Origin of the sequence: Peteryoungia wuzhouensis, from assembly GCF_003205195.1 — a bacterium.
GTDB lineage: Bacteria > Pseudomonadota > Alphaproteobacteria > Rhizobiales > Rhizobiaceae > Allorhizobium > Allorhizobium wuzhouense.
The window spans coordinates 32,692-56,138 of sequence record NZ_QJRY01000003.1; the positions used below are offsets into that span (position 1 = coordinate 32,692).

The following is a 23,447-nucleotide window of genomic DNA, read 5'->3' on the forward strand; positions in this document are numbered from 1 at the left end:
CGCCGATCCAGGCACGGCTTCTAAAGGTCAAGAGATTGCTGCCGAAGACCGTCGGTTTCAGCCTCTGCGCGCGGATGCGGGCACGGAATCGACACCCATGTTTGCCCGCTCTGGCTTAGCCTTGGCGATCTCGCCATCCCGCAGAAACCGCCGGATCACCTTGCCGCTGGTGGTCAGCGGCAACTCTCCGACGAAGTCGATCTCGCGCGGATATTCATGCATCGACAGCCTGTGTTTCACCCAATCGCGGATCTCTGAAGCGAGCGCCTCGCCCGGCGCGAAACCCGGCTGCAACACGACGAAGGCCTTGACGATTTCGGTCCGGAGCGGATCCGGCTTGCCGATCACTGCCGCCAGCCGAACCGCCGGATGGCCGCTCAGGCAATCCTCGATTTCCGCCGGCCCGATGCGGTAACCGGACGAGGTGATCACATCGTCGTCGCGGCCGAAGAACTGCACATAGCCCTCCTCGTCCTGCCGCCCGAGATCCCCGGTCTTCATCCAGTCGCCGACGAACTTTCCCTCGGTCGCCTCGGGATTGTTCCAGTAGCCGAGGAACATCACCGGATCCGGCCGGCGCACCGCCACCTGCCCCGTCTCGCCAGCCGGCAGCACGCGACCGGCGTCATCAATGATCGCGACCTCATGCCCCGGCACGGCCTTGCCGATGAAGCCGCCCTTCGTGACACCCAGATGCGCCGCCGAAGACAGCACGAAATTGCATTCCGTCTGGCCGTAAAACTCGTTGGGCACGATGCCGAGCGCCGATTTCACCCATTCATAGGTTTCGCGCCCGAGCGACTCACCGGCGGATCCGATGCTGCGCAGGACAAGATCATACTGCGCCCGCGGGTTCTCCACCGCCTTCAAGAGCCTCAGCGCCGTCGGCGGAATGAAGGCATTGCGCACTTTCATCTCGGCCATGATCCGGAAGGCCATATGCGGATCGAACTTCTGCGCCGGCGACGAAACGACCGGCACGCCGAGCATCAGCGCCGGCAACAACGCATTGAGCAACCCGCCCGCCCAGGCCCAGTCGGACGGCGTCCAGATCTTGTCGCCCGGCTGCGGTAGGAATTCATGCGCCAGCTGGAAACCGGGAATATGCCCGGCCAGCACCCGGTGCCCATGCAGCGCACCCTTCGGCGGCCCGGTGGTGCCCGAGGTATAGATCATCAAGGCCGGCTCATCCGGTCCGCTGTCGACCACGTCGAAGACCGAAGGCCGGCCGTCGAGAAGTTCGGCAAAGCCGAGCACACCATCGCCTTGCCCGTCAATCGACACGATCTCGCGCAAGTCCGTGAGCTGAGCCCGGATCGGCTGGAGCCGCGACAGGCCGAACGTGTTGGTGACGACAACGCTGGTACCCGCATCCTTCAGCCGATATTCCAGCGCCTCTTCGCCAAACAAGAGCGCCAGCGGTAGCGCGATCGCTCCCATCTTGTAGATCGCCACATGGGCAATGACCGTCTCGAAACATTGCGGCAGGAGAAGCGCCACCCGGTCACCGCGCCGCACTCCGAGCCCGGTCAGCGCATGGGCAAACCGCGACGATTGCGCCGATAGCACACCATAGGTCATCGACAGATGACGGCCATCCGGGGAAAAATGCTCAAGGCAGACCTGATCCGGCACGCGCGCCGCCCAGTCATCGGCCACCACCCGCCCGATGTTGAAATCGGCAGGGATTTCCCAACGGAAATCGCGGCGAAGATCGTCAAAGCTATCGCGAGGCGTCAGCAGCATGGCAAGGGGTCCGTGTCCTCATGCCGGCTGTGCTAACATCCATCTCGCACCTGCACAATCTTTGTCCCGCAACAGCGTAAACGGGGTGCGGGGAACATGAGGGGCAAGGGACACTGCAATCAACGCCCAGCGACCAGTCGGCCTGGAGATCGCAACCTGTTGACGCGCCGGCATCCGGATCGGTGATCGCAACCTCAGCCCTTCGGCTTGGCCGCGTCGCCTTTCATATGAGCAACCAGCGCCGGCAGCTCGCCCGCGCGCACCATCTGGGCCGGTGTGCGACCGCCAAACGCAGCAAGGTGATGGCTGCGATACCACTTTTCGGCAGCAGCACCTGGACCGACGATCTTCTCCGCCAGAGCCAGCACCAGAGCCTTGGCCTCGGTCGGCGAAACCGTATTGGCTTCGATGGCCGCGTCCACACGGGCAACGGCAGCCTTGACCGATTGCTGCCGCAGGTTCTGGCGCAAGGCCACGGCCTTGGGCGCGATCGGAGCAACAATATTGATGCGGGCCTTGCCGTCCGAGCCGGGAGCAGCCGAGGCACCTGCCGGCTTCACCGGGGATTTCGGCAGCAACGCCGCATCCACGCTCACCTGCAGGACGGGCTGCGGGATACGGATTTTCTTGCCGGACGTCGTCATGCCAGTGCCTTCCGTTGAAATCGGGTGTTTCGGCGTCACAGCACCGAAGGCGGCCACGCGCTGCAAAACCGCAAAGCCGCACTGTCGCCGTCTCTAGCAGCTTGCCACCATCCCTTCAACCGGAAGGCAAAATGCCGACGCCCCGCGAGCCGCCCCTCCCGATTTCCAGATCCTTGGCCACACCTGGCCAAACCTGCGCACCGCGTCCGACCGGAACCTCAGCCGAACTCCAGCTCACGCATCATCCCCCGTACGCGCTGCCGCTCAGCCCCAGCCCCCGAATACAAACCCGCCCAACGCATCGGAACCTGCCCAGCGACGGACGCGCAACGGCATGCTGTCCCCCGCAAAACCGCACCTGCCAACCGCTGACGGCCCCGGCTCGGACAGCCCGTATCCTGCCCAATCGACGCCTCATTCAGACCGAAAGGCCTTCGAGAAGAAGTCGGTAAAGGGCTTGGTGAGATAGGAGCCGACGGTTCGATCCGTGGTGCGCAGGAAGGCCTCGACCGGCATGCCCGGTTTCAATGCCAGATCCTTGCCGTCATGCTCCAGCGTCAGCCGCGCCTCGTAATAAGCAGCACGACTCTGCGGATCGACAATAAGGTCCGGGGAGATCCGCTCGACCGTGCCCTTCAACTCCGGCGTCAGGCGCTGGTTGAAGGCGGAGAAACGCAGGAAGGCGCTTTGCCCCATATGCACCTGATCGATGTCTTGCGGCGAAATCCGCACATCCGCCACCAGCAGGTCCGATTGCGGCACGATCAGCATCAGCGTTTCCTGCGCCAGAATGACCCCGCCGATCGTGTGAATGCTGAGTTGATGGATCGTCCCGTCCTGTGGGGCCCGGATATCCAGCCGCCGCAACTGGTCTTCCGCAGCGACCTTGCGCTCCTTCAGCTCCGACAGCGACGAACTGACGTCGTTCAGCTCTTTCGCCACATCGCCGCGCAATTGCTGATCGATCTGGAAGATTTCCAGATTGGTTTCGGAAATTCGCGCTTTCGCCTGGGCGATGCTCGCCCGGATCCCGGCCAGTTCGCCATCGAGGTCGGCCTTTTCCCGCTGCGCCGTGTTGAGGCGGGAATACTGCACCAGCTTCTGCGTCCACATCTTCTGGGCAAGCGCGAGATCCTTGCGGGCGAGATCGACCTGCACGTCCATCGCCGTCGCCTGCTCTTCGAGACCGGTCACCTGCTCACTGAGCTGCACGATGCGTTCCTGCAGCTGGGCCTTCTGCCCTTCGCGCGCCTCTCGACGCAGGGCAAAGGCCCGTGTCTCGTTCGTCAGGATATGCTGGACGCCCTCATCCTGGCTGCGCCCCAGCAGTTCGGCATCGAATGTGATGGTTGCCTGCCCGTCTCGCTCCGCCAGCAGCCGCGCCCGTTTCGCCACCAGCTCGTCCAGCGAATTGCTGACGATCGCGAGATTGGCCGCGGCCACCGTCGCGTCGAGCCGTGCCACGACATCGCCGGCCCGCACCCGCTGCCCGTTCGACACCAGGATTTCGGCGACCGTTCCACCCGCCGGATGCTGGACCTTCTTCACCTCGGAATTGACCACCACCGTTCCGCCGGCAATGACCGCCCCTGATATCTCGACGGTGGCCGCAACGCCGCCCCCCGTCGTCAGCAAGGCAAGCGCTGCGGTCGCCAGCAAGAGATTGCTGTGGATGGAGCGCGCGAGCAGACGGGAGCGTTCCGAACTCATGCCCGTTCTCCCATCACGAGACGCCGATCTCCGGTCGAGCCGGTGGCAATGGCGCCCGCGTCTCGTATTCCCGCATCACCGGTTTCATCATGCCTCTCCGCGCTATCTGCCGCAGCGGCAGCCGGATGCGGCGAAGCCGGCACCGGACGGATCAGGTCGCGCTTGCGCTCCAGCATCTGCGTCTGTCCGTCGCTCACCAGCATGACCTGATCGCAGGCATCAAGCGCGCTGGCCCGATGGGCGATGACGATGGCGATCCCGCCCCGGGCACGCACATGGCGGATGGCCGATGTCAGCGCCGCCTCGCCCGCCTGGTCGAGGTTGGAATTCGGCTCGTCCAGCACCACAAGGAAGGGATCTCCATAAAGCGCCCGCGCCAGACCGATGCGCTGCCGCTGGCCGGTTGACAGCACATTGCCGCCTTCCCCGATCTGCGTGTCATAACCATCGGGCAGGCGCAGGATCATCTCGTGCACACCCGCTGTGCGCGCCGCAGCGATGATCGCCTCGCTCGTTGCCGCCGCGTCGAAGCGGGCAATATTTTCCGCAACGCTGCCGGACAGAAGTTCCAGATCCTGCGGCAGGTATCCGATATGCCGGGAGAGCATCTGCGGGTCGAAATGGTCGAGCAGCGTTCCGTCAAGCCGGATCGAGCCCCGCGTTGCCGGCCATGCGCCGACCAGGACCCGCGCCAGGGTCGACTTGCCTGCCGCACTCGGCCCGACCACCGCCAGCGCCGATCCCGCCTGCAGGCTGAAGCCAGCCTTCTGCAGGATCAGGCTGGAGCTGCCGGGAGCCGCGACCGCCAGACTGTCTACATCGAGCCGCGCAACCGGCGCCGGCAGGGCCAGCCGCTCGGCAGGGGCCTGCCCGCCAAAGGTCTTGCTCAGACGACGCCAGCTCTGGCTTGCCGCGATGAAGGTACGCCAATGCGCGATCGACACCTCGACCGGCGCCAACGCCCGCGACACCAGAATACCGCTGGCCACGATCATGCCCGAGCTCACTTCGCCCTTGATGAACAGGAAGGCGCTAAGCGCCAGGATCGCCGACTGCAGGAACATCCGGAACGCTTTCGACATGGCCCCGAAACCCGATGCGACGTCGCTCAGTGAAAGCTGGGTATCGACGAAGGCGCCGTTGAGTCCGGACCAGCGGGCCGACAGATGCGGCACCATGCCGAGAACCCGCACCGCCTCCGCATTGCGCGATGTCGCCTCCGCCATGCTCGATTTCTGCATCGACAGCACGGTCGCCGTAAGCGAGGTTCGGCGCGACGACAGATCGGTCGCCAGCGTCAGGCAGAGCAGGACAAGCGCGCCGGTCAGCGCCGCCATGCCGATCCAGAAATGGAAGACGAAGCAGATCAGCATATAAAGCGGGATCCACGGCAGGTCGAAGAGCGCGCTGGGACCTGGTCCGCCCAGGAAGGCGCGGATCTGGTCCATGTCGCGCAGCGGCTGCAGCCCCTCCGCGCTCGTGCGCGATTTGAGCGGACCTGCCGCCGTCATGGCGAAACAGGCTTCGCTGGCCATGCTGTCGACATAGGCGCCGACACGGGCGAGGATCCGGTTGCGCAGCAGGTCCAGCAAACCCTGACAGGCATAGAGACCGACCAGGATCACCAACAGAGAAACCAGTGTCGGGACACTGCGGCTGGGCAGCACCCTGTCATAGACTTCCAGCATGAACAGCGGACCGCTGAGGAAGAGCACATTGATCAGGGCACTGATCAGAGCGACACCGACAAGCGCACTGCGGCACCGGGAAAGCGCTTCCCGAAGCCAGGGACGCTGAGACCCCGTGGATGGGGGCAGGGAAACGGTCGACGACAAAGGCCGGCTCATGCCTGCCCCTCCCCGTCCTGCAGGCGGGCCTTGCGCGGCCGCCCCCGCTGGCGTTTGCCGAGCCCTGTCGCCTTGGCCATGTTCGAGCGCTGGGCCGCATAGGCCGGCGACGTGACCGGATGATCCGGCGGCAGGTTCCACCGCATGCGATACTCCTCGGGCGTCAGCTGGTGTTGCGCAGACAGATGCCGTTTGAGCGCCCGGAACGCCTTGCCGCATTCCAGGCAGACCAGCCGCTCCGCGCCCGGCGCAACGAAAGGAACGCTGCCCTCCGGTGGCTCCGGCCTGAGATTGGACAGGCTCAAGACCGTCCTGTGCGTCTGCTCCAGAAGGCTGGCCAGCTGCGTGGGCGGCACGATGTGATTGGCCACATAGGCCCGCACCAGATTGACGGTCAGCGCAACGGCACTTTCCGGGGAAATATCGTCGGTCGCTCCCTCAGGAGGCTCCTCCGGCAGTAGGTCTCTTTGCATTGTCGCACAGCATTTCTGCCGCCCCGGAATTAGCGTTGAATGGGCAAGTGTCGCTTGCTGTCGAGCTGGATACGCGCGGCTTCGAGGCCCCAGGCGAGCAGGTCGGATGCACGCGCCTTGGTCTGGGCTTCGACATAGCATCGCAATTCCGGTGCATTGCCGGAGGCCCGGTAATGCACGACGGCACCGTCTTTCAGGTCGAAACGGATGCCGTCCAGCCGGTCGACCGAGCGTATGCTGCCCACGGGGTCGAAATAGGTCTGCGCAAAGGCTTCGTCCTGCGAGAGACGGCCGAGAAAGTCCTGCGACTGGGCGGAGGCAACATCCTTCAGCCGGTCCGCCATCGCGTGTCCCACCGGCAGATCGCCGACAATGGCCGAAAGCGGGCGCCCCGATTGCGCAACAAGCAGCAGTCCGGCCAAAATCGGCAGCACCGCATCGCGCGTGGGCAGCCGGCTGAGCGCGCGGCCCTGCCAGATGCCGTCCGAGCCGAGCAGCGTGCCGCCATTCGCCTCGAAGCCGATGATCCCGGTCTTGCCGGAGAGGGCGGCTGCCTCCATCGCGGCGATGACGAAAGGCGAGCCGACACGTGTCCGCACCACGTCAGCGGTGATACCGGAGCGCTCGATCACGCTGCCGGAGGTCACCGGTGTAACGATGGTCTGAAAACCGAGAAGCTTGGCCGCCAGAAGACCGACGACGTCACCACGCAGGATCGCGCCCGTTTCGTCGGCAACAAGGGGGCGATCCGCATCGCCGTCCGTCGAGACCACGGCGTCGAACCGCCCGGCCAGGGCCACTTCCGCGATATAGGCCACCAGCTCCGGCTCATGCGCTTCCGTATCGACCGGGATGAAGCGCGCGGCCCGGCCGACCGGCTCCACCTCGGCACCGAGGGCGCGCAGGAGGTCGACGAGCAGGTCGCGCGCCACCGAACTGTGCTGATAGACGGCAACGCGCCGGCCCTTCAGGCTCCGCGACCCGAACACGTCGACATAACGGCCGATATAGGCCGCATTGATCGAAGCGGCCTGTCCGTCGCCAATGATCTCCCCCTGCGCCAGGTTTTCAAGCGCCGGATCGTCGAGCAACGCCACTTGCGCCGCGATCGCCATCTCGTCCGCCTTGGAAATCTCGCCCTGCGGCAGATAGAATTTCAGCCCATTGCGATCATCGGGGATATGGCTTCCCGTCACCATGATTGCCGGGCAACCACGCCGGATCGCTTCCAGCGCCAGCGCGGGTGTCGGCACGGCGCCGCAATCCACCGCCATCAGCCCCGCATGCTGGATCGCCGCACGGCAATCCTGCGAAATTTCAGGGCTGCTGGACCTGAGGTCACGGCCAACAAGCACCTGCCGGGTCTGCGGCGCGAGCGACAGCGCATGGCGAACGAACCCGAGTGCATAGGCGCGTGACGGCAGACCGACCAGCTCGGTCACAAGCCCCCTGAGGCCGGAGGTTCCGAATTTCAGCCCCTCGGGAAGGGCTGTAGGACCGGCCCCCTGGGCGGGATAGGTGGAGGTCGGCGACGGATGAGCAAGCGAGGAAACGGCATCCATCACGACATCCCCATCACGATGCCCGCCGGCATCTTCGGCTGCACCTCACCGCGGTCGAGACCCCGATCCAGCACGCCGAGGCCGGACTGCCGCTGCAGGTAGCGCGCGAGTTCGCCAAGTGCACAGATGATGTGGTAGAGCGAGCTGGCCGGGGCCGGGCCTGTCTTGAAGCTTCCGTCCTCCAGCATCACGTCATGCCAGGTGCCGCGCGCATCGACGTCGAGATAGGCGAGCAGGCCATGGCAGGCCTCCAGCGCATTCTGCTCGGCGAGCCACCGCTCTTCGCCCTCGCGGATTTCGGCCAGCGCAAGCCAGGCCTTCAGCCGCTCTGTCTGTGGCCAGAGCCGCGCCGTACCATCGGCGATCAGACCGTCCGACCAGACTTCGTTCACGGCAACCCGGCGGCCGGGATCGACGCCGTGCTGCTCGGCGAAAGCGACCATCCGTTCCGCCCGGTCACCGATCTTGCCGCCGGTCGCCTGTGACCAGCGGATCAGCAGCCAGGCCCATTCGAAATTGTGCCCGGGCTCGATGCGTGACCGCCCGTCCTCATCGATCGGATCCCAGTCGGCGGTGAAATACTCCCGGACGACCCCGTGCTCGGGATCATAGAAACGGCTCTTGAACAGAGCCACGATCTCGTCGGCGAGCATCCGCCACACCGGATTGGCATCGACAGCCATCCAGGCCAGCGCTGCCTCGAGCAGATGCATGTGCGGGTTCGAGCGCAGCGGATAGGGTGTCGACGTGTGGTCCTTGAAGCCGCCGGCGTGATGCCCGAGCCGTTCGCGCAGGCTCGCCAAGGTCAGCATCGCCCGCCGCCGATAATCCTCGTCCTGGAGATGGGCGAAGGAATGCGCATAGGCAAACAGCAGAAACGCCTGATCGTAGAGGTGATGGTCCTGATCGACCAGCGCGTCGTCGTCGCTGAGCCCATGAAACAGCAACCCGTCCGGTGCACTGTAATTGAGAAGGAAGCGATAGCCGTGCCGCAAACACGCTGCCGCCGCTGTCTTGTTCCAGCCCAGCCGCGCCGCCTCGCAGAAGCTGTAGACCTGCCGCGCAGTCACCCGCACACGCCGGGCCGAGGTCGGAATGCGTCCCTCGCGGGAAATACTTTCGCAAAACCCGCCTCGAACGCGATCTATGCCGACAGTCGACCAGAGAGGGAGTATATCTTCAAAAAGCATCCGCCGAAATTGCATACCGGCGTCTTCGAGAGTCAGTGTAAAATTGCTATCGGAACCAAGATTGAATCTATTCGAGACTGCATTGGTGCGCATGCTCTCACTCCACCCATTCGGAAGGAGCTTATCGTTACCAATCAATTAATCGGTCCGTCGTTTACATGGATTAATGAAACCCAAAAAACAATTCCTAAAAAATCTATTTACACACTTGTTCATATGCTCAGATTTAGTATCATCCAGTCATAAGCAGTGCAGATGCCTGGCACGTACTTACTTATCGCAATATAATGCGGAGTTCCGGTCCCGCGATCGGAAAACGCGACAAGAAACTCAGGGGAAACAGTCAAGAGAACAGGACAGAGACGGCTCATGTCTGGGCACGTCTTGTACCTGGGATTTTCCGTGCGTCGAGATCAGCGGCGAACGGCCATAGTGAGAAGTGCAGCCATTTTCAGTCTGACATGTTGGCGTTGGGGACGTCGGAAAATGCACCATGTATCACCTTTCATGCGGCGCGTGGCACAGCTGCTGCCGTCGTCCGGACGCTCAAGTCCGATCCTGGATTCTGTCGGTTTTCGCTCAACCTGTCTTGAAAAGGGCAGCGAAATCCTGGGTGCGGGCACCAGCGTACGCCATGTGCTGACGATCGGACATGGCCTCGCGATGCGGTACCGCCTGCTGCCGGACGGCAGCCGCCAGGTCATCATGTTCCTCACCGCCGGGGACATCTGCAATCCACATATCTACCCGACAGTGATCGATCACGGCATCGCCGCCGTGACCCCGGTTCGCATCGACCGTTTCGACTGCGAGAGCCTGATCGGCCTCAGCAACAGCGTCGTCGGCCTGAACCAGGCCCTCTGGACACTGGCCGAAGAGCAGAACGCGATCATGCGCAATCACATCACCAGCCTCGGGCGCGGGGATGCCCGGGCCCGTGTGATCATGCTGCTGAAGGAACTGTCGCTCCGGCTTTCCGCAGCGGCCGGGCAGGTCGGGCCTGTCTTCATTCCGGTCACGCAGTCGCTGCTCGCCGATGCCATCGGCGTCACCCACATCCACTTCAACCGCATCATCGGCGACATGGGCAGGCGCGGCGTCATTGCCACCAGCCGCGGCGGCATCCTGGTGAACAGCATCTCGATGCTGGAAAAACTGGGCGAGGATCTGATCGTCGCCGCCTGACATCCAGGCGGACAGCTCCGGCCGTTCTTGAGAAACGTCGCAAATATCGTCAGGCGGATTGTAGATATATAAAAACGTCGAAAAGTCGCCCTTGGCGGCGGGGGAGACTGACGGTCTCGCCTGCCGCATTTTTATTTGAAAAAATTCACATTTTAATTGCGTTTTGGTTAACCAATGTTGATGTAGTGGCCGCTTTTATTTGTTTCAGTGAGGCTCTATACAAAGGAGCTGAGCATGAAGATCAGTATATTCGGTGCCGGCTATGTCGGCGCAGTGTCAGCCGCATGCCTCGTGAAGGAAGGCCACCACGTCACGGCGGTCGATCCGGATCCCAACAAGATCGGCCCGTTGATGGCCGGAAAATCGCCCATCATCGAGCCCGGCCTCGAGGAAATCATCCGCGACGGCGTCGCCTCGGGCAGGCTCACCGCAACCCATGATGCCGCAGCGGCGATTGCCGCGACGGATCTGTCGCTCATCTGTGTCGGCACGCCCTCCCTGCCGGACGGCAGCCTCAACACGGAATATCTGAAGCGCGTCGCCGAGGATATCGGTGCTGCCATCAAGCTGAAGAACACCTTCCACTCCGTCGTCGTGCGCTCGACCTGCCTGCCCGGCACCACCGAAAGCATCGTCGTCCCGGCGCTGGAAGCCGCCTCCGGCATGAAGGCCGCGGAAGATTTCGGCATCGCCTATCTGCCGGAATTTCTGCGCGAGAGCACGGCGATCAAGGACTATTACGACCCCGGCGTCATCGTCTTCGGTGCCTCCGACAAGTTCACGCTTGATCGGCTGGAAGCGATCCATGCCCCGATCAACCGCCCGAAATTTGTCGTCGACATCAAGACGGCCGAAGGCATCAAATACACCAACAATGCCTGGCACGCCCTGAAGATCAGCTTCTCCAACGAGATCGGCAACATCCTGAGCAAGGCCGGCATCGACAGCCACGTCGCCCTCGACATTCTGTGCGCGGACGATCGGCTGAACATCTCCAAGGCCTATCTCACCCCCGGCTTCGCCTTCGGCGGCTCCTGCCTGCCCAAGGACCTGCGTGCGCTCATCAGCATGTCGCGCCGCCAGGGCACGCCGGCCCCGCTGCTCGAGGCGACGCTCTCGGCCAACGAGGTGCAGATCAACCGCGCCTACAGCCTGATTGCCAACCAGGGCAGCCGCAAGGTCGGCATCGTCGGCCTGAGCTTCAAGCCCGACACCGACGACCTGCGCGAAAGCCCCCTGGTCGAGCTGGCCGAACGCCTCTATGGCCGCGGTTACCAGATCAAGATCTTCGATCCGAACATCCGGATGAACCGCCTCACCGGTGCCAATGCGAGCTTCGTCAGTGCCCGCCTGCCGCACCTGGCCGAACTGCTTAACGAAGACATCGATTCCGTGCTTTCGGACTCCGATGTGATCGTGGTCGGCAACCGGGCCGAAATGAACGGGTCGCTGAAGCGGGTCAAACCCGAGACCCACATCATCGACCTGGTCCGCGTCGACAAGACGCTGCGCAGCGAAGGCAATTATCATGGCATCTGCTGGTGACTTCACCTACAGCCCGGCCGCGCACGTCCTGATGGTGCTGGGCATCGCTGTGGCAGCGACATCGCTGCCCAGCCAGGCCTATGCCATCATCGACAGCAAGACCGGGCTGGCCATCGGCCTGATCGGCGCATGGCGCTATGGCTGGGGCATCCTGCATTTCCTGCGCGGCGTTGTGTATCGCAGCTATATGTATCCGCGCATGAAACGCGCAGCGATGGCCAGGAAGAGAGAAGGCTTTGCCTCCTATCTCCTGGTCACCAGCTTTCGCATCCCGACGGAAACGACGATCGAAGTCTACCGCGCCGCCTTTGCCGCCGCATTGAAGGCGCCAGGTCCGGCCACGGTGGTGGCCTCGATCGTCGATCTCTCGGACCTGCGGATCATCAAGAAACTCTATGCCGCGATGGTGGCGGATACAGATCCCGTCGACCTCGTCATCGTCCGGATCGACGGCAGCGGCAAGCGCGATGCGCTCGCCTCCGGCTTCCGGGCCATTGCCCGTCTCTTTCCCGCCCCGGATGCCATGGTGGCGGTGATCGACGGCGACAGCATGGTTCCCGAAGACCTTGTCGAACAATGCGCGCCCTTCTTCCATGATCCGAATGTCGGCGCTCTGACCACGGACGAAATCGCCGAAGTGCATGGGAAGTGGATCTTCCAGCAATGGTGGGCCCTGCGCTTCGCCCAGCGCCATATCCTCATGTCCTCCATGGGCCTCTCGCGCCGCGTCCTGACGCTCACCGGCCGCATGTCGATGTTCCGCGCTTCGATCATCTGCAATCCCGATTTCGTCGCCCAGGTCGAGGTCGACTTCATCGACCACCCGAGGCTTGGCCGCTTCAAGTTTCTGACGGGGGATGACAAGTCGAGTTGGTTCTGGCTGCTGCGCAACGGCTACCAGATGCTTTATCTGCCGGACGTGATGGTGAAGACCATCGAGGATCCGCCATCCAAGAGCTTCTTCGGCTCCGCCGCCATGCTGATGGTCCGCTGGTACGGCAACATGCTGCGCACCAACAGGCGTGCCCTGGCGCTTGGACCACGCCGGATCGGATACTTCGTCTGGTGGGCCATCCTCGATCAGCGTTTGTCGATGTGGACCTGCCTGGTCGGCGTCACCAGCGCCATCCTGGCCACCCTGCTGGTCTCGCCCTTCACCCTTCTGGTCTATGGCGTCTGGATCCTCGCCTCACGCTACGCGATCACGCTTTCGCTGCTGACCGCCCGACGCCAGGTCTCGATCGTGGCACCCCTGCTGCTCTACTTCAACCAGATCTTCGGCTCGGCGATGAAGGTGTTCATCTTCTTCCATCTCGATCGCCAGAAATGGACACGCCAGAACACGACGCTTGCCAAGGCGGACCGCAACTGGCTCGCCACCTACCGCAAATACGAATCCAAGCTCTACCAGTCGGTCAGCATCCTGGCACTGATCACCGCCTGCAGCTTGATGATCGGCATCACCACCATTCCCCGCCTGTGAACACGAACCGGAGTCTCGATCATGAGAGGCATATCTTACGAAGCTGAACTCCAGCGTCAGCACCCCCGATATCCATTGCCCATGAAGGCCACGATCGACGGACGGGAATATGACGTGCACGATTGGTCGATGAATGGCTTTGCCATCAACGCCAAAGGCTTTTCCGCCGGCAAGAAGGTGATGGCCCACCTGACCATTCCCTTCAGCGGCTATCATTTCAGCCTGACCCACGTGCCCTCCGAGGTTTTGTACGCAACGGATAGCGAGGGCCGCACCAGCCTCGTTTTCACCGCCCTGGAAGACAGCCAGATCAGCCTGTTGCGATACATGACCGACGCCATCATTTCCGGCGAGGTCGTTAGAGCCGGTGACGTGCTCGATGTCGCCCGTCGCACGGACATGGTCCGCTCCAAGCAGGTACCGCCGCCGCCGCGCCTGTCGACCGGAGGCCGCATCGCCCAATTGGGTCGCCGCGTGGCGGCCACCGCCGGTGTTGCCGCCATTGGTGCGGCGCTCGTCGCCTTCCTCTCTGCGAATGTCTATGACGAACTCTATGTGGTGCGCCCGGAAAGCGCGAGCATTGCCGCCAAGACGGTCAATGTCGCCTCCCCGGCCGTCGGGCGTATCACCTTCCTCAACGAAAAGGCGCAACTCGCCTTCGGCGAGCCGCTGATCACGGTCAATCCGGCTGTCGGCGATCCCATCACGGTGGAATCCCCCTGCGACTGCGTCCAGACCGAACAGCGCTTCGCCAGCGGCGATTTCGTCCGCACCGGCGATCCCATCGTCCGGCTGATGCGCGCCGACGCCCCGATCGTGGTCTCGGCCGCCGTCAGCGACAACAAGCTGATGAGCCTTTACGGCGTGAAGAGCGCGTCGCTCGTCTATCCCGACGGCACCCATGTCAGCAATGCCGAGATCCTCTGGCTGCCTGGCAAGGGCGGATCGCAGTCGGACCTGCCACGTGATCCCTTGACCGTGCTGATCGCCCCGAACAAGACGCTGTCCACGGACATGATCGGCCAGCCGGTCGAGGTTCGCTTCGATCTCTTCGGCGAAAGCGCGATCGGTCGCCTCGTCCACACGGTCGCTGGCGTATTCGGCACGGAAACGGCCGCGCAGGAGATCAAGCCATGACCCGGATCCGTCCCGTCATTCTCTGCGGCGGCTCGGGCACCCGCCTCTGGCCGCTGTCCCGGCGCCTGGAGCCCAAACAGTTCCAGACGCTGGGCGGCGAGCACTCTCTCTTCCAGGATACCCTCGCCCGCTTCCGCGACGGCGAATTCGGCCGCGCCACGGTGCTGGTCAACACGCTGCAGGAACCCCGCGTTCAATATGAATTGCAGCAGATCGACCATCCGGCCGGGGCCCCGCTCGTGCTCATCGAACCGGCGATGCGCTCCACCGCACCGGCCATTGCCGCCGCCGCCCGTATTCTCGCCGCCGAAGATCCAGACGCCGTCATGCTGGTGGTGCCGAGTGACCACCGCATCGGCCGGCCCGACCGGCTGCAGGATGCCTATCGTGCTGCTCTAGCCTTCGTCGAGAAGGGCGGCATCGCCCTCTTCGGCATTCGGCCGACGGCACCGGAAACCGGTTTTGGCTACATCGAGGCCGAACCGGCAGGCGAAGGCGAGGTGTTGAAGGTCATGAGCTTCGTCGAAAAGCCGAACTTCGATCACGCCTCCCGCCTCGTCGCCGATGGCCGCCACACCTGGAACAGCGGCATCTTCATGTTCCGCGCCGATACCATTCTCGCCGAGCTCGCCGACCACGCGCCGCACGTCCTGTCCGCCGTCGACGCCGGGATCGCGGAGGCAGGCCGAACGCAGAACAGCCTGCGCCTGTCGCAAAGCTTCGCCACCGCGCCGGAAATCTCCATCGACCATGCCGTCATGGAGCATTCGTCAAGGCTCGGCGTGTTGCCGGTCTCGCCGGAATGGAACGATCTGGGTTCCTTCGAAGCCCTGTGGGAAACCGGCCAGCACAATGGCGAGGAAAACGTCCTCAAGGGCGATGTGCTGCTGCGGGACGTTCGCCGCAGCTATATCAGCGGTTCGCGCCGTCTGATTTCGGTCATCGGCCTCTCCAACATCGTCGTGGTCGATACCGATGATGTCCTGCTGGTCGCGTCCCGCGCCCAGTCCCAGGACGTGAAGTTCATTGCCCAGCATCTGGCGAAGACCGGTCATCCCGCAGCCGATCGCCACCTCCTGCGCCAGCAGTCGGGCGGAAGTCGCCGCCTGCTCGAAGAAGGTCCGGGTTTCCGGGTCGAACGCATCGACATTCTGCCCGGCGCAACGCTCGAACTCGATCAGGACGATGTGCCGGCCTCGGTGAGCATCGTTGTGCTGTCGGGCGAAGCGATGCTCGGCCAGCCAGACGGAGAAACGGTCCTGACCCAAGGCTTCGGGCTGGATCTCCGCTCACGCCAGAAGCTGACCTTCAGCAATCCCGGCGATCAGACCGCGATCCTCATGCTGAGCGTCACACGCACGGCGGAAGAGGTCGGCAGCCTCGGCCAGCAGCGAAAGGTGGGCTGATGGCCGCGTTGTTGCCCCCCTCCGCCGGACGCCGGCTGCGAATGGCCCTGCTCTCGGCCTGTCTCGCCTGGGCCGTGCCGGCCTCGGCATCCATCGAGAGCGAGGTCGACATGGCCCGCACCATCGTGACCGAAAGCACCGTAAAGCTGGATGCGGAGCGGGATCCTCATGCACGTGTCCGCCTGCTGGACGAGGCCGTGGATGCGATCGGCGTCCTGGAAGGGCTTGGACGCAACGATCAGGCCGATGACGGTGCGCAGAAGGCCTTGCAGGATCTGGCGGCCCAGGCGATCACGCCCGATGTCCTTCGCCTGAGCCTCGTCGAGGCCCTGACCGCGCTGATCGGCCCCGGCGATGCCGGCCTGCAGGCCGATCTCGATGCCAAGGCCGCGATGGAAACGATCCGGGACCCTGCCTACCGTTCTGCCGGCTGGTCGGCACTGGCCGCCGCCCATGTCCGCGCCGGCCAGGAGGCCGAAGCCGAACGTCTGGCGACCCTGGCCATCGAGGAAGCACGCGCGATCGAGCGGGATGCAACGCGAGACGGCGCGCTGAATGCCGCCGTGCTCGTTTTCCCGCGCGGCAAGCTCCCGGAGGGCATTCTGGAGATTGCCACCAATTCCGTCGTTCTCGCCCGGACCCGTGCCGAGATGTACCAGACGGTCGCTCTTGATGCGCTGGCCGCCGAGGGCATGGCCGATCCGGCCCCCGAGACGCTGACGACACTCGCCAAGGCTGCTCTCGCCGCAAAGGACCCCGCACGTGCCCTCGTCCTTGCCCAGGCACTCGACCGCGACGAGGACGTCCGCGCCGAATTCCTCGACGGCATCCTCCACATGGCGCTCGACAAGGGGGAAGACCTTTTGGCACTCCGGGCGGCAAAGTCCATGTCCCGCGACCGCGACCAGAACAAGGCGCTCCGCCAGGTGATCGACGCCCGCATCGATCGCAGCAAGGCACTGCGCGCCCGAGAGATCGTCCCCCTGTTGCTGACGGCCAAGGCCCGCATCGATGCCGATATCGCCATCGCCAAGGATCTGCGCCGTCAGGGCTATGTCGAGGCCGGCCGCGAGATCCTGCTGCAGAATGCCAAGCTGAAGCTCGACGATCCCAATGCCACGGCCAATCTCGTCTCGGCGCTTGCCACCTTCGCAGAATTCGGGCCGGCGCAAACCCTTGCCCGCGCATTGCCGGCCGGTGACGATCGATCCTTTGCCATGGCCCGTCTGGTAAAGGGCCTGGCCGACGACGACCTGCTGGATGAGGCAACCAAGCTGCTCTCCGAAATCTCGCGTGAGGAAGATCAGGACTATGCCCGATCCGGCATTGCCCGTGCCCTGGTCAAGCGTGGCGACACGCAGGCGGCGACCGCAAGTCTCGCCGAGATCGGCGCCGGGGCAAATCGCGACCGCGTCCTCGAAGCGCTTGCCGATCACGCCGTCGAGAAAGGCAATTTGGGGCTTGCCCGCGATTATCTGGCTCAGGCCACCGGCAAGGAAAGCCGCTGCCGCATCCTGATCGAGATCGCGCTTGCAACGCAGGGCAAGGCATCGGCCCGCGAGATCCTCGACGAGGCTCTGGCCCTGCTCGCCAACGAAAAGGATGTCGACGACAGCCGCGCCGAGATCGCGATCGCCTTTGCCCGCATTGGCGAACTCGCCCGCGCCGACAGCCTGCTCGACAGCTTGACCGATGAGGGTGCGCGCCGCGACGCCGAAAGCGAAATCGCCGATCTGCTCGTCAAGCAGGGCGCCCTGGCGCCGGCAGAAGGCCGGCTGGGGCGCCTGCCGGCCGATCTCGCCGCAACCCTGCGCGCGGATCTCGCATATGCATCCTTCGAGAAGACCGGGGAGATCGAGAGCTTCGTCACCAGCGTCGCCGCTCTCCCCTGGCAGGCGCGCGTCCCGGCCCTGCGCCGCATGGCGGAGGCCCGGGCGAAAGCGCTCGACGTCAAGGGATGGCTGAACGATCCGCAGATCGATCCCTTGGCGTCGACCACACCAGCGGCAGCGGGCCAGCCGGCCGATTTCACCATCGGCCGGCATCAGATCCTCGCACCGGCTCCATCCACCCGAGCCCTGCCCGGCGTGAGCATGCCCGACATCTTCGAACACGACGCAGCCATGCTGCGAGGCCGCGTTCCAGCTCCTGACGCAGGCGTCGGCCACCTCGCCATTCTCGGCTTCAGCCCGTTCAGCCTCGAGGCCTTCAAGCTCAGCACCGGCGGCGAAGCTGCCATCCACCAGGTCCAGCTCTCCCAGCAGATGACCTGGCCGCGTTATATCGCCGTCGAAAAGGGCGTCGTAACGCTCGGTACGCTCCTGCGCGACCTACCGGAAACCTCGGCGCGCCGCCTGCTGGTGGTCGACGGCGATGACCTTCTCGTCCGCGTTCCCATCATCGTCCTGCCCGGCGCGACGCTCTTGATGTCCGGCACCGAATTCAGCCAGTACAAGCTCGGCGTCCAGTCGGGTGCCTTCATCGCCGTTGCCGGACGCCTCGTCGTCCAGGATGCCGAAATCGTCGGTTATGACGAGATTGCCGGCCGCCCTGCGGTCGGGTCAGACAAGACACGGGCGAATTTCCGCCCCTTCATCACCGCCTGGGGCGGCAGCGACATCCAGATCGCCGGCAGCCGGCTCGCCATGCTGGGCTATGACAGCAGCAAGGCCTTCGGTCTCACCCAGTCCAGCGGGGCCGCCGTCCAGTCGCTCTATGCCTTCGACGACAACCGCCCGACCGGCAACATCGTCGACAACAGCTTCGAAAATCTGCGTTATGGCTATTACAGCTACGAAGTGGACCATGTCCGGGTCATCGGCAACGAATATCGCGACAACATCATCTACGGCATCGACCCGCATGACCGCTCCCGCCACCTGCTGATCGCGCTCAACACGGCCTATGGCTCCCAGAAGAAACACGGCATCATCGTCTCGCGCGAAGTCGACGACAGTTTCATCGTCGGCAATGTCTCCCTGCACAACAAGGGCTCGGGCATCATGCTCGACCGCACCAGCGTGCGAAACATCGTCTATGCCAACACGGCGGTGGCCAATGATGGCGACGGGCTCACCTTCTACGAAAGCGGCTGCAACATCGCTGCAGCCAATGATCTGAGCCGCAACCGCCGCGCCGGCTTCAAGATCCGCAACAGCGCCGATGTCGGCATGTACGACAACCGCGTCGACGCCAACACGCAGAGTGGGGCCGACATCTATGTCGCCGACCTGCGCCAGTCGCCCGAGGGCCATACCCGCAACTTCGAGCTCGACCCCTACCAGATGCTGGTTACCGCCGTGATCAGCGGCAATCTCTTCTCGGAGAATGCCGACGCCATCAATGTGGCGGGTGCAGCGCAGCTGCAGCTCGACGGCAACATGTATCGCCGCCAGCGCGACAATATCTTTGCCGGCGACCTGCGCCAGCTCTCTCCCTTCCTGCTCCGCCTGCGCGAGACATCCGCCTTGCTCACCGATGACAGCTGCGAACCGGAGGAGGCCGTACAAAGCTGCAATTTCGGCGGCTGGCCCCATCCACCCCGCAAGCGCAACATCTGCACCGGCATGATGCTGAGCCCGGCTCCGGCCGCAACCAGCGAGGCGGCGCGGGATGGCTAGCCTCACCTCCCTTGCGATTGCCGCCACTCTGTCGCTGGGCCTTTCCCTTCCGGCAGCGGCGTCAGGCTGGGCGGGCCTCTTCGATGTCGAGAGCCGTGCCGCAACGCTGAAGACCGACGCCTATCGCGACATTCGCGCGCTTTGCCTCGCCGTCGCCATCGATCCCGCCTGGACCAAACTGAAGCCGATCCGCAGGCTGGCAACGACAGAAGGCTACGGCTCCGATACCTCGGCCGAGGATTTTTCCTGGGCCGTCATGGTGCTCTCCGGCCGGGCTCTCGCCGGCGACGCCGATGCCCGCCGCCGCCTGTCCGATCTGCTCGATCAATGGGCCGCTGCCGGAGCCTTCACCGAGACGGAAGAGATCAACGACGCCTATTATGCCCTCAAGCGCCAGCTGCTGCCGCTGAGTGTCGCCTATGCCATTCTCGAACCCGGCCTTGAGACCGAACGATCCGGCCGCCTGCGTTCCTGGATCGATGGCCTGGTCCGCAAGATCGATCACACCTTCGACGGCGACGTGGACCACAACAATCACCGTGTGCTGGCCGACAGCGTGCTCGCCGTCTGGGGCGCAGAGACCGGCGACAAGGCCATGATGGAAAAGGGCCTCGCCCGCTATGAAACCGTCCTCGACGAAACCAGGTTCGACGGAACTCTGGCTCTGGAGGCAAGACGCGGCGCGCGTGCCCTCTGGTACCAGCGCCAGACACTGTCGAGCCTCACGGTGATGGCGGAGACGGCGCGCGGCCATGGCTGGGACTTCTACAGCCAGACCTCGCCCGAGGGCCGCTCCTACGCCACCTTGCTCGGCGCACTGCTGAACGGCATTTCCTCGCCGATTCTGGTCGCGGTTTACGCCGCAGAAAACCACATTCCCGGGCCGGAAAAGGACTTCCGCCAGCTGGAGCTCGGTTTTCTCGAAACCCGCGGTCACGGCCGCCACTACATGGGCTGGGCGGAAGCCGCCATGCTGTCCGGCCACGGCCTCGCCTTCGATCGGCTGAAGGGTCTCTTTGCACGCCAGATCGTGGCGCGGCGACCGCTGATCGATGAATTCATTGGTGGAAATTCGACATGTTTCTGGGGGCAGCCATGAGAGGCCTTGCACATATCCTTGCCGTCGGCCTCGTGCTCTTCGGTCTGCTTCCGTCCGCATCCGCAGCCGAGGACGCGGATCTCGCCGCTCGTTTCGCCAAGGAGCAGGCGCTGGTCGAGACCCTCTCCCGCAGCACCACGCCGCGTGATCAGCGCCAGCTGGGCGATCTCTATCGCGACGGCCTGATCTTCAGCGCCGACAACCCGATCCGCAAGGCCGACCGCGACGCCGCGATTTCCGCCTATCGCCGCGCAATCGAACTGGGTGACAACTCGCCCTCCGTCACCGTCTCGCTGGGACGCCTGCTGATGCGCCAATCGGGTGGCGAAGGCTTTGCCGAAATCGAGCAGGCCCTTCAGGCCCTGGCACTCCAGGGCAATGGCGATGCGACCTATCTGCTCGCCGTCGATGCGATGGAAAACCGTCACGTACCGTTGGAACTGGCGATCCCCCGGCTCGAAGCGGCCGCCATGCTCGGCAGTGCGGCCGCCGTCAACGATCTGCTCGCCGCCGGGGTCTCGGTCGGAGACACGCTCAGGCAGGCCGTTCTTGCCCGCCTGACGGAGCGCGCCGAAGCGGGTCAGGCGCCCGCTGCGCTTGCCCTTTTCCAGATCTATGCCGACGGTCTCCTGACCGAACGCGACCCGCAAAAAGCCATGCAATGGCTGGAGCGTGCGGCGCAGAACGATCCTGTCACGGCCGTCGAACAGCTGGGGGACCAGTATCTGACCGGTCTCAATGTCGAGGCCGATCCAGCCCGCGCCGCAGATCTCTTCCGTCAGGCCGCCCGCGCCGGCGGACGCAATGCCGCACTCGCCCTTGGTCGCGCAGCCATCGCCGAGACCGGCATGCCCGTTTCGAGCGCCGAGGCCCGCTGGTGGCTGCAGCAGGCGAGCGAAGCCGATGTGCGCACCGCATCGGTGGAATTGTCGAACCTCGATCTGAAGATCGCCTTGGCCTTCGATGGAGCGCCGGAGGAACGACAGAAATTGATCATGGCGGCGCTCGAACCGATCGCCGACGATCCGGATGCCCTCGCCAATCTTGCCAACCAGAATTGGCGCTCGGCCCAGTCCGAGGTGATTGGCAAGGTTCTGCTGCCCCTTCTGGAGAAACAGGCTCTGGACGGCCGGACCGTCGCGGCACTCGCCTACAATGCCTGGCTGGAAGCCAATGGCAGGCCCCTGCCTGATGCGGTCGCCCGCGCCCTCATCGAAAGCCTGCGCAAGACCCCCTTCGTCAGCGTCGGCTATTCCAATTTCACCGTCGCCGGCCTGGCCCTTGATGGCCGCATGTCGGAAGCCGTGCTCAGCCGCAATCAGGCGATCCGCCTGCTGTTCAAGGCAGCCGACGACAATGTCGGCCAGGCCATGCTTCGGCTCGGCCAGCTCTATCGTCAGGGCGATCAGCTGGCGCGCAGCGACAGCTTTGCCAAACGCTGGTTCATCCGGGCGGGCGAGCGCGCCGTGGAACGTGCCAATTGGGAGCTGGCAGAAATGCAGGCCGGCTCGCGCGATCAGGCCGAACGCGACGAAGCAGACCGCTTCTATCTCACCCAGATCGATGCCGGAGACCCACGCGGCGGCCTGGCCATAGTCGCGGCCCGCCTGCGCCAGGGAACACTGGACGGGATCGTGCTGGAACGGGCGAAATCCGTCATTCAGACCCCGACGGACACGATCGCTCTTGCATCCCTGCTTTTCTCCACCGGAACGCCCGGCTACGTCCAGGAAGCCGCAGCCCTTCTCTCCGGTCTCCGCCAGGATGAGCTGGAACCTGGCGATCTGGTGTCTCTCGGTCGGCTGAAGTCGGCCATGGCGGTCACGCCGGAGCAAACCGCCATGGCCTTTTCCATGCTCGAAAAGGCGGCGGAAAGCGGTTCGCAGGTTGCCCGCACCGCCCTCGCCGCAAGCTACCTGTCGTCGGTCATGCAGCGCGACAAGGTCCCGGCCGCCATTGCCATGCTGCAGCAGGTGCTCGTGGACAATCCGAAGGATCCGGAAAGCCGCCTCTTGCTTGCCCGCGCCTACATGCTCGGCATCGGGGTGGAGCGGGATGCTCGCAAGGCGGCATCTCTGGTCGCCGATGTCCGCAGCGAAAACGGCATGCGCATGCCGAAAGCCACCTTGCTGGAGGCCGATTGGCTTGCCTTTTCGTCTGCCGGCCGCAACCCCGCAAAGGCCGTCGCACTCCTCGATGCCCAGGCCGCCCGTGGTTCCTCGGCAGCCGAGCGGGCTCTCGGCGAGTATTACCTGAACGGCTTCGGCCCCGCGATCCGGCCCGATGCCGCCGCCACCCGCATGTATGAGGCAGCAAATGCCGGCGACAAGGAAGCGATGGCGGCCCTCGGCCACATGCTGCTGAACGGCTACGGTCTCAATCAGTCGCGCGAGGCTGGCCTCGGCTGGCTGGAGCGTGCCGCCAATGCCGGCAACACGGCCGCCATGTATGAGCTCTCCCGTGTCTTCGCCCTTCGGCCGGAGGCGGAAAGCGACACGCGTCAAGCCATTGCCTGGCTGCAGAAGGCGGCCGAGCGCAATCATCCCAATGCCGCCTATCAGCTCGGCCTTGCCTATCTGACCGGGGAATGGGTCGACAAGGACGTGACCCAGGCCTCGGTGTGGTTCGAGCGCTCGGCGCGCTCCGGAAATCTTCTCGCTGCCCGCACCCTGAAGGCGGTTCGCGAGGGCATCACGGCCAAGGAGGCCGCGATCGTGTCCGACACCGCAGACTGAAGCCTGGGCCGATGGCCGCCATACCGAGAACAATGCACGCAAGCAACGCGACTGGAGGACAGCAC

Annotated in this window: 15 protein-coding genes; 8 read left to right on the forward strand and 7 right to left on the reverse strand. The window is 64.3% G+C overall.

What is annotated here, in order from left to right:
- Window positions 1–57: 57 nt before the first annotated feature.
- The 7 genes from DMY87_RS09355 to DMY87_RS09385 form a co-directional block, all read right to left on the reverse strand.
- Entirely contained in the window at window positions 58–1,746 is a 1,689-nt protein-coding gene (locus DMY87_RS09355; protein WP_110791057.1) for an AMP-binding protein, read from the reverse strand.
- A 194-nt stretch (window positions 1,747–1,940) separates the two neighbouring features.
- A complete protein-coding gene (locus tag DMY87_RS09360; RefSeq protein ID WP_110791058.1) occupies window positions 1,941–2,390 on the reverse strand; it encodes a hypothetical protein in 450 nt (149 codons plus the stop codon).
- Window positions 2,391–2,804: 414 nt separating this feature from the next.
- Window positions 2,805–4,100, reverse strand: a complete 1,296-nt coding sequence (locus tag DMY87_RS09365; RefSeq protein WP_110791059.1) for an HlyD family type I secretion periplasmic adaptor subunit — start codon at window positions 4,098–4,100, stop codon at window positions 2,805–2,807.
- Window positions 4,097–5,947 (reverse strand): type I secretion system permease/ATPase, encoded by a 1,851-nt coding sequence (locus DMY87_RS09370; RefSeq protein WP_110791060.1) that lies wholly within the window; start codon window positions 5,945–5,947, stop codon window positions 4,097–4,099. Before DMY87_RS09370 ends, DMY87_RS09365 begins: the two co-directional genes overlap by 4 nt.
- On the reverse strand, window positions 5,944–6,420 hold the full coding sequence (locus DMY87_RS09375; RefSeq protein ID WP_110791061.1) for a Ros/MucR family transcriptional regulator: 477 nt from the start codon (window positions 6,418–6,420) through the stop codon (window positions 5,944–5,946). The genes DMY87_RS09370 and DMY87_RS09375 overlap by 4 nt, the downstream gene beginning before the upstream one ends.
- 29 nt (window positions 6,421–6,449) lie before the next feature.
- Window positions 6,450–7,982, reverse strand: coding sequence for a phosphomannomutase (locus DMY87_RS09380; RefSeq protein ID WP_110791062.1), 1,533 nt, complete (start codon window positions 7,980–7,982; stop codon window positions 6,450–6,452).
- Window positions 7,982–9,265 (reverse strand): AGE family epimerase/isomerase, encoded by a 1,284-nt coding sequence (locus tag DMY87_RS09385; RefSeq protein ID WP_110791063.1) that lies wholly within the window; start codon window positions 9,263–9,265, stop codon window positions 7,982–7,984. Before DMY87_RS09385 ends, DMY87_RS09380 begins: the two co-directional genes overlap by 1 nt.
- 393 nt (window positions 9,266–9,658) lie before the next feature.
- On the opposite strand from DMY87_RS09385, the gene DMY87_RS09390 reads away from it, so the two are divergent.
- From DMY87_RS09390 to DMY87_RS09425, 8 genes are all read left to right on the forward strand, one after another.
- Complete coding sequence (locus tag DMY87_RS09390) at window positions 9,659–10,357, forward strand: Crp/Fnr family transcriptional regulator (protein ID WP_147412782.1); 699 nt, start codon at window positions 9,659–9,661, stop codon at window positions 10,355–10,357.
- 234 nt (window positions 10,358–10,591) lie between these two features.
- The gene (locus DMY87_RS09395) at window positions 10,592–11,902 is read left to right on the forward strand and encodes a nucleotide sugar dehydrogenase (protein ID WP_110791065.1); all 1,311 of its coding nucleotides are present in this window, start codon (window positions 10,592–10,594) and stop codon (window positions 11,900–11,902) included.
- Window positions 11,886–13,385 (forward strand): glycosyltransferase, encoded by a 1,500-nt coding sequence (locus DMY87_RS09400; RefSeq protein ID WP_110791066.1) that lies wholly within the window; start codon window positions 11,886–11,888, stop codon window positions 13,383–13,385. Before DMY87_RS09395 ends, DMY87_RS09400 begins: the two co-directional genes overlap by 17 nt.
- Before the next feature lie 21 nt (window positions 13,386–13,406).
- Window positions 13,407–14,522, forward strand: coding sequence for a PilZ domain-containing protein (locus DMY87_RS09405; RefSeq protein ID WP_147412781.1), 1,116 nt, complete (start codon window positions 13,407–13,409; stop codon window positions 14,520–14,522).
- Window positions 14,519–15,928: a mannose-1-phosphate guanylyltransferase/mannose-6-phosphate isomerase gene (locus DMY87_RS09410; protein ID WP_110791068.1), complete on the forward strand. Its 1,410-nt coding sequence runs from the start codon at window positions 14,519–14,521 to the stop codon at window positions 15,926–15,928. The genes DMY87_RS09405 and DMY87_RS09410 overlap by 4 nt, the downstream gene beginning before the upstream one ends.
- Window positions 15,928–19,548 (forward strand): NosD domain-containing protein, encoded by a 3,621-nt coding sequence (locus DMY87_RS09415; protein WP_133253013.1) that lies wholly within the window; start codon window positions 15,928–15,930, stop codon window positions 19,546–19,548. Before DMY87_RS09410 ends, DMY87_RS09415 begins: the two co-directional genes overlap by 1 nt.
- Window positions 19,541–20,647 carry an alginate lyase family protein gene (locus DMY87_RS09420; protein WP_110791070.1) on the forward strand — a complete coding sequence of 369 codons (1,107 nt, stop codon included), beginning with the start codon at window positions 19,541–19,543 and terminating at the stop codon, window positions 20,645–20,647. Before DMY87_RS09415 ends, DMY87_RS09420 begins: the two co-directional genes overlap by 8 nt.
- Window positions 20,644–23,382, forward strand: coding sequence for a tetratricopeptide repeat protein (locus tag DMY87_RS09425; protein WP_165826192.1), 2,739 nt, complete (start codon window positions 20,644–20,646; stop codon window positions 23,380–23,382). Before DMY87_RS09420 ends, DMY87_RS09425 begins: the two co-directional genes overlap by 4 nt.
- Window positions 23,383–23,447: the final 65 nt, after the last annotated feature.

Excerpts from the sequence above, each read along its gene's own strand:
- DMY87_RS09355 (WP_110791057.1), bottom strand. The coding sequence starts at position 1,746 with ATGCTGCTGACGCCTCGCGATAGCTTTGACGATCTTCGCCGCGATTTC.
- DMY87_RS09360 (WP_110791058.1), bottom strand. The coding sequence starts at position 2,390 with ATGACGACGTCCGGCAAGAAAATCCGTATCCCGCAGCCCGTCCTGCAG.
- DMY87_RS09365 (WP_110791059.1), bottom strand. The coding sequence starts at position 4,100 with ATGAGTTCGGAACGCTCCCGTCTGCTCGCGCGCTCCATCCACAGCAAT.
- DMY87_RS09370 (WP_110791060.1), bottom strand. The coding sequence starts at position 5,947 with ATGAGCCGGCCTTTGTCGTCGACCGTTTCCCTGCCCCCATCCACGGGG.
- DMY87_RS09375 (WP_110791061.1), bottom strand. The coding sequence starts at position 6,420 with ATGCAAAGAGACCTACTGCCGGAGGAGCCTCCTGAGGGAGCGACCGAC.
- DMY87_RS09380 (WP_110791062.1), bottom strand. The coding sequence starts at position 7,982 with ATGGATGCCGTTTCCTCGCTTGCTCATCCGTCGCCGACCTCCACCTAT.
- DMY87_RS09385 (WP_110791063.1), bottom strand. The coding sequence starts at position 9,265 with ATGCGCACCAATGCAGTCTCGAATAGATTCAATCTTGGTTCCGATAGC.
- DMY87_RS09390 (WP_147412782.1), top strand. The coding sequence starts at position 9,659 with ATGCACCATGTATCACCTTTCATGCGGCGCGTGGCACAGCTGCTGCCG.
- DMY87_RS09395 (WP_110791065.1), top strand. The coding sequence starts at position 10,592 with ATGAAGATCAGTATATTCGGTGCCGGCTATGTCGGCGCAGTGTCAGCC.
- DMY87_RS09400 (WP_110791066.1), top strand. The coding sequence starts at position 11,886 with ATGGCATCTGCTGGTGACTTCACCTACAGCCCGGCCGCGCACGTCCTG.
- DMY87_RS09405 (WP_147412781.1), top strand. The coding sequence starts at position 13,407 with ATGAGAGGCATATCTTACGAAGCTGAACTCCAGCGTCAGCACCCCCGA.
- DMY87_RS09410 (WP_110791068.1), top strand. The coding sequence starts at position 14,519 with ATGACCCGGATCCGTCCCGTCATTCTCTGCGGCGGCTCGGGCACCCGC.
- DMY87_RS09415 (WP_133253013.1), top strand. The coding sequence starts at position 15,928 with ATGGCCGCGTTGTTGCCCCCCTCCGCCGGACGCCGGCTGCGAATGGCC.
- DMY87_RS09420 (WP_110791070.1), top strand. The coding sequence starts at position 19,541 with ATGGCTAGCCTCACCTCCCTTGCGATTGCCGCCACTCTGTCGCTGGGC.
- DMY87_RS09425 (WP_165826192.1), top strand. The coding sequence starts at position 20,644 with ATGAGAGGCCTTGCACATATCCTTGCCGTCGGCCTCGTGCTCTTCGGT.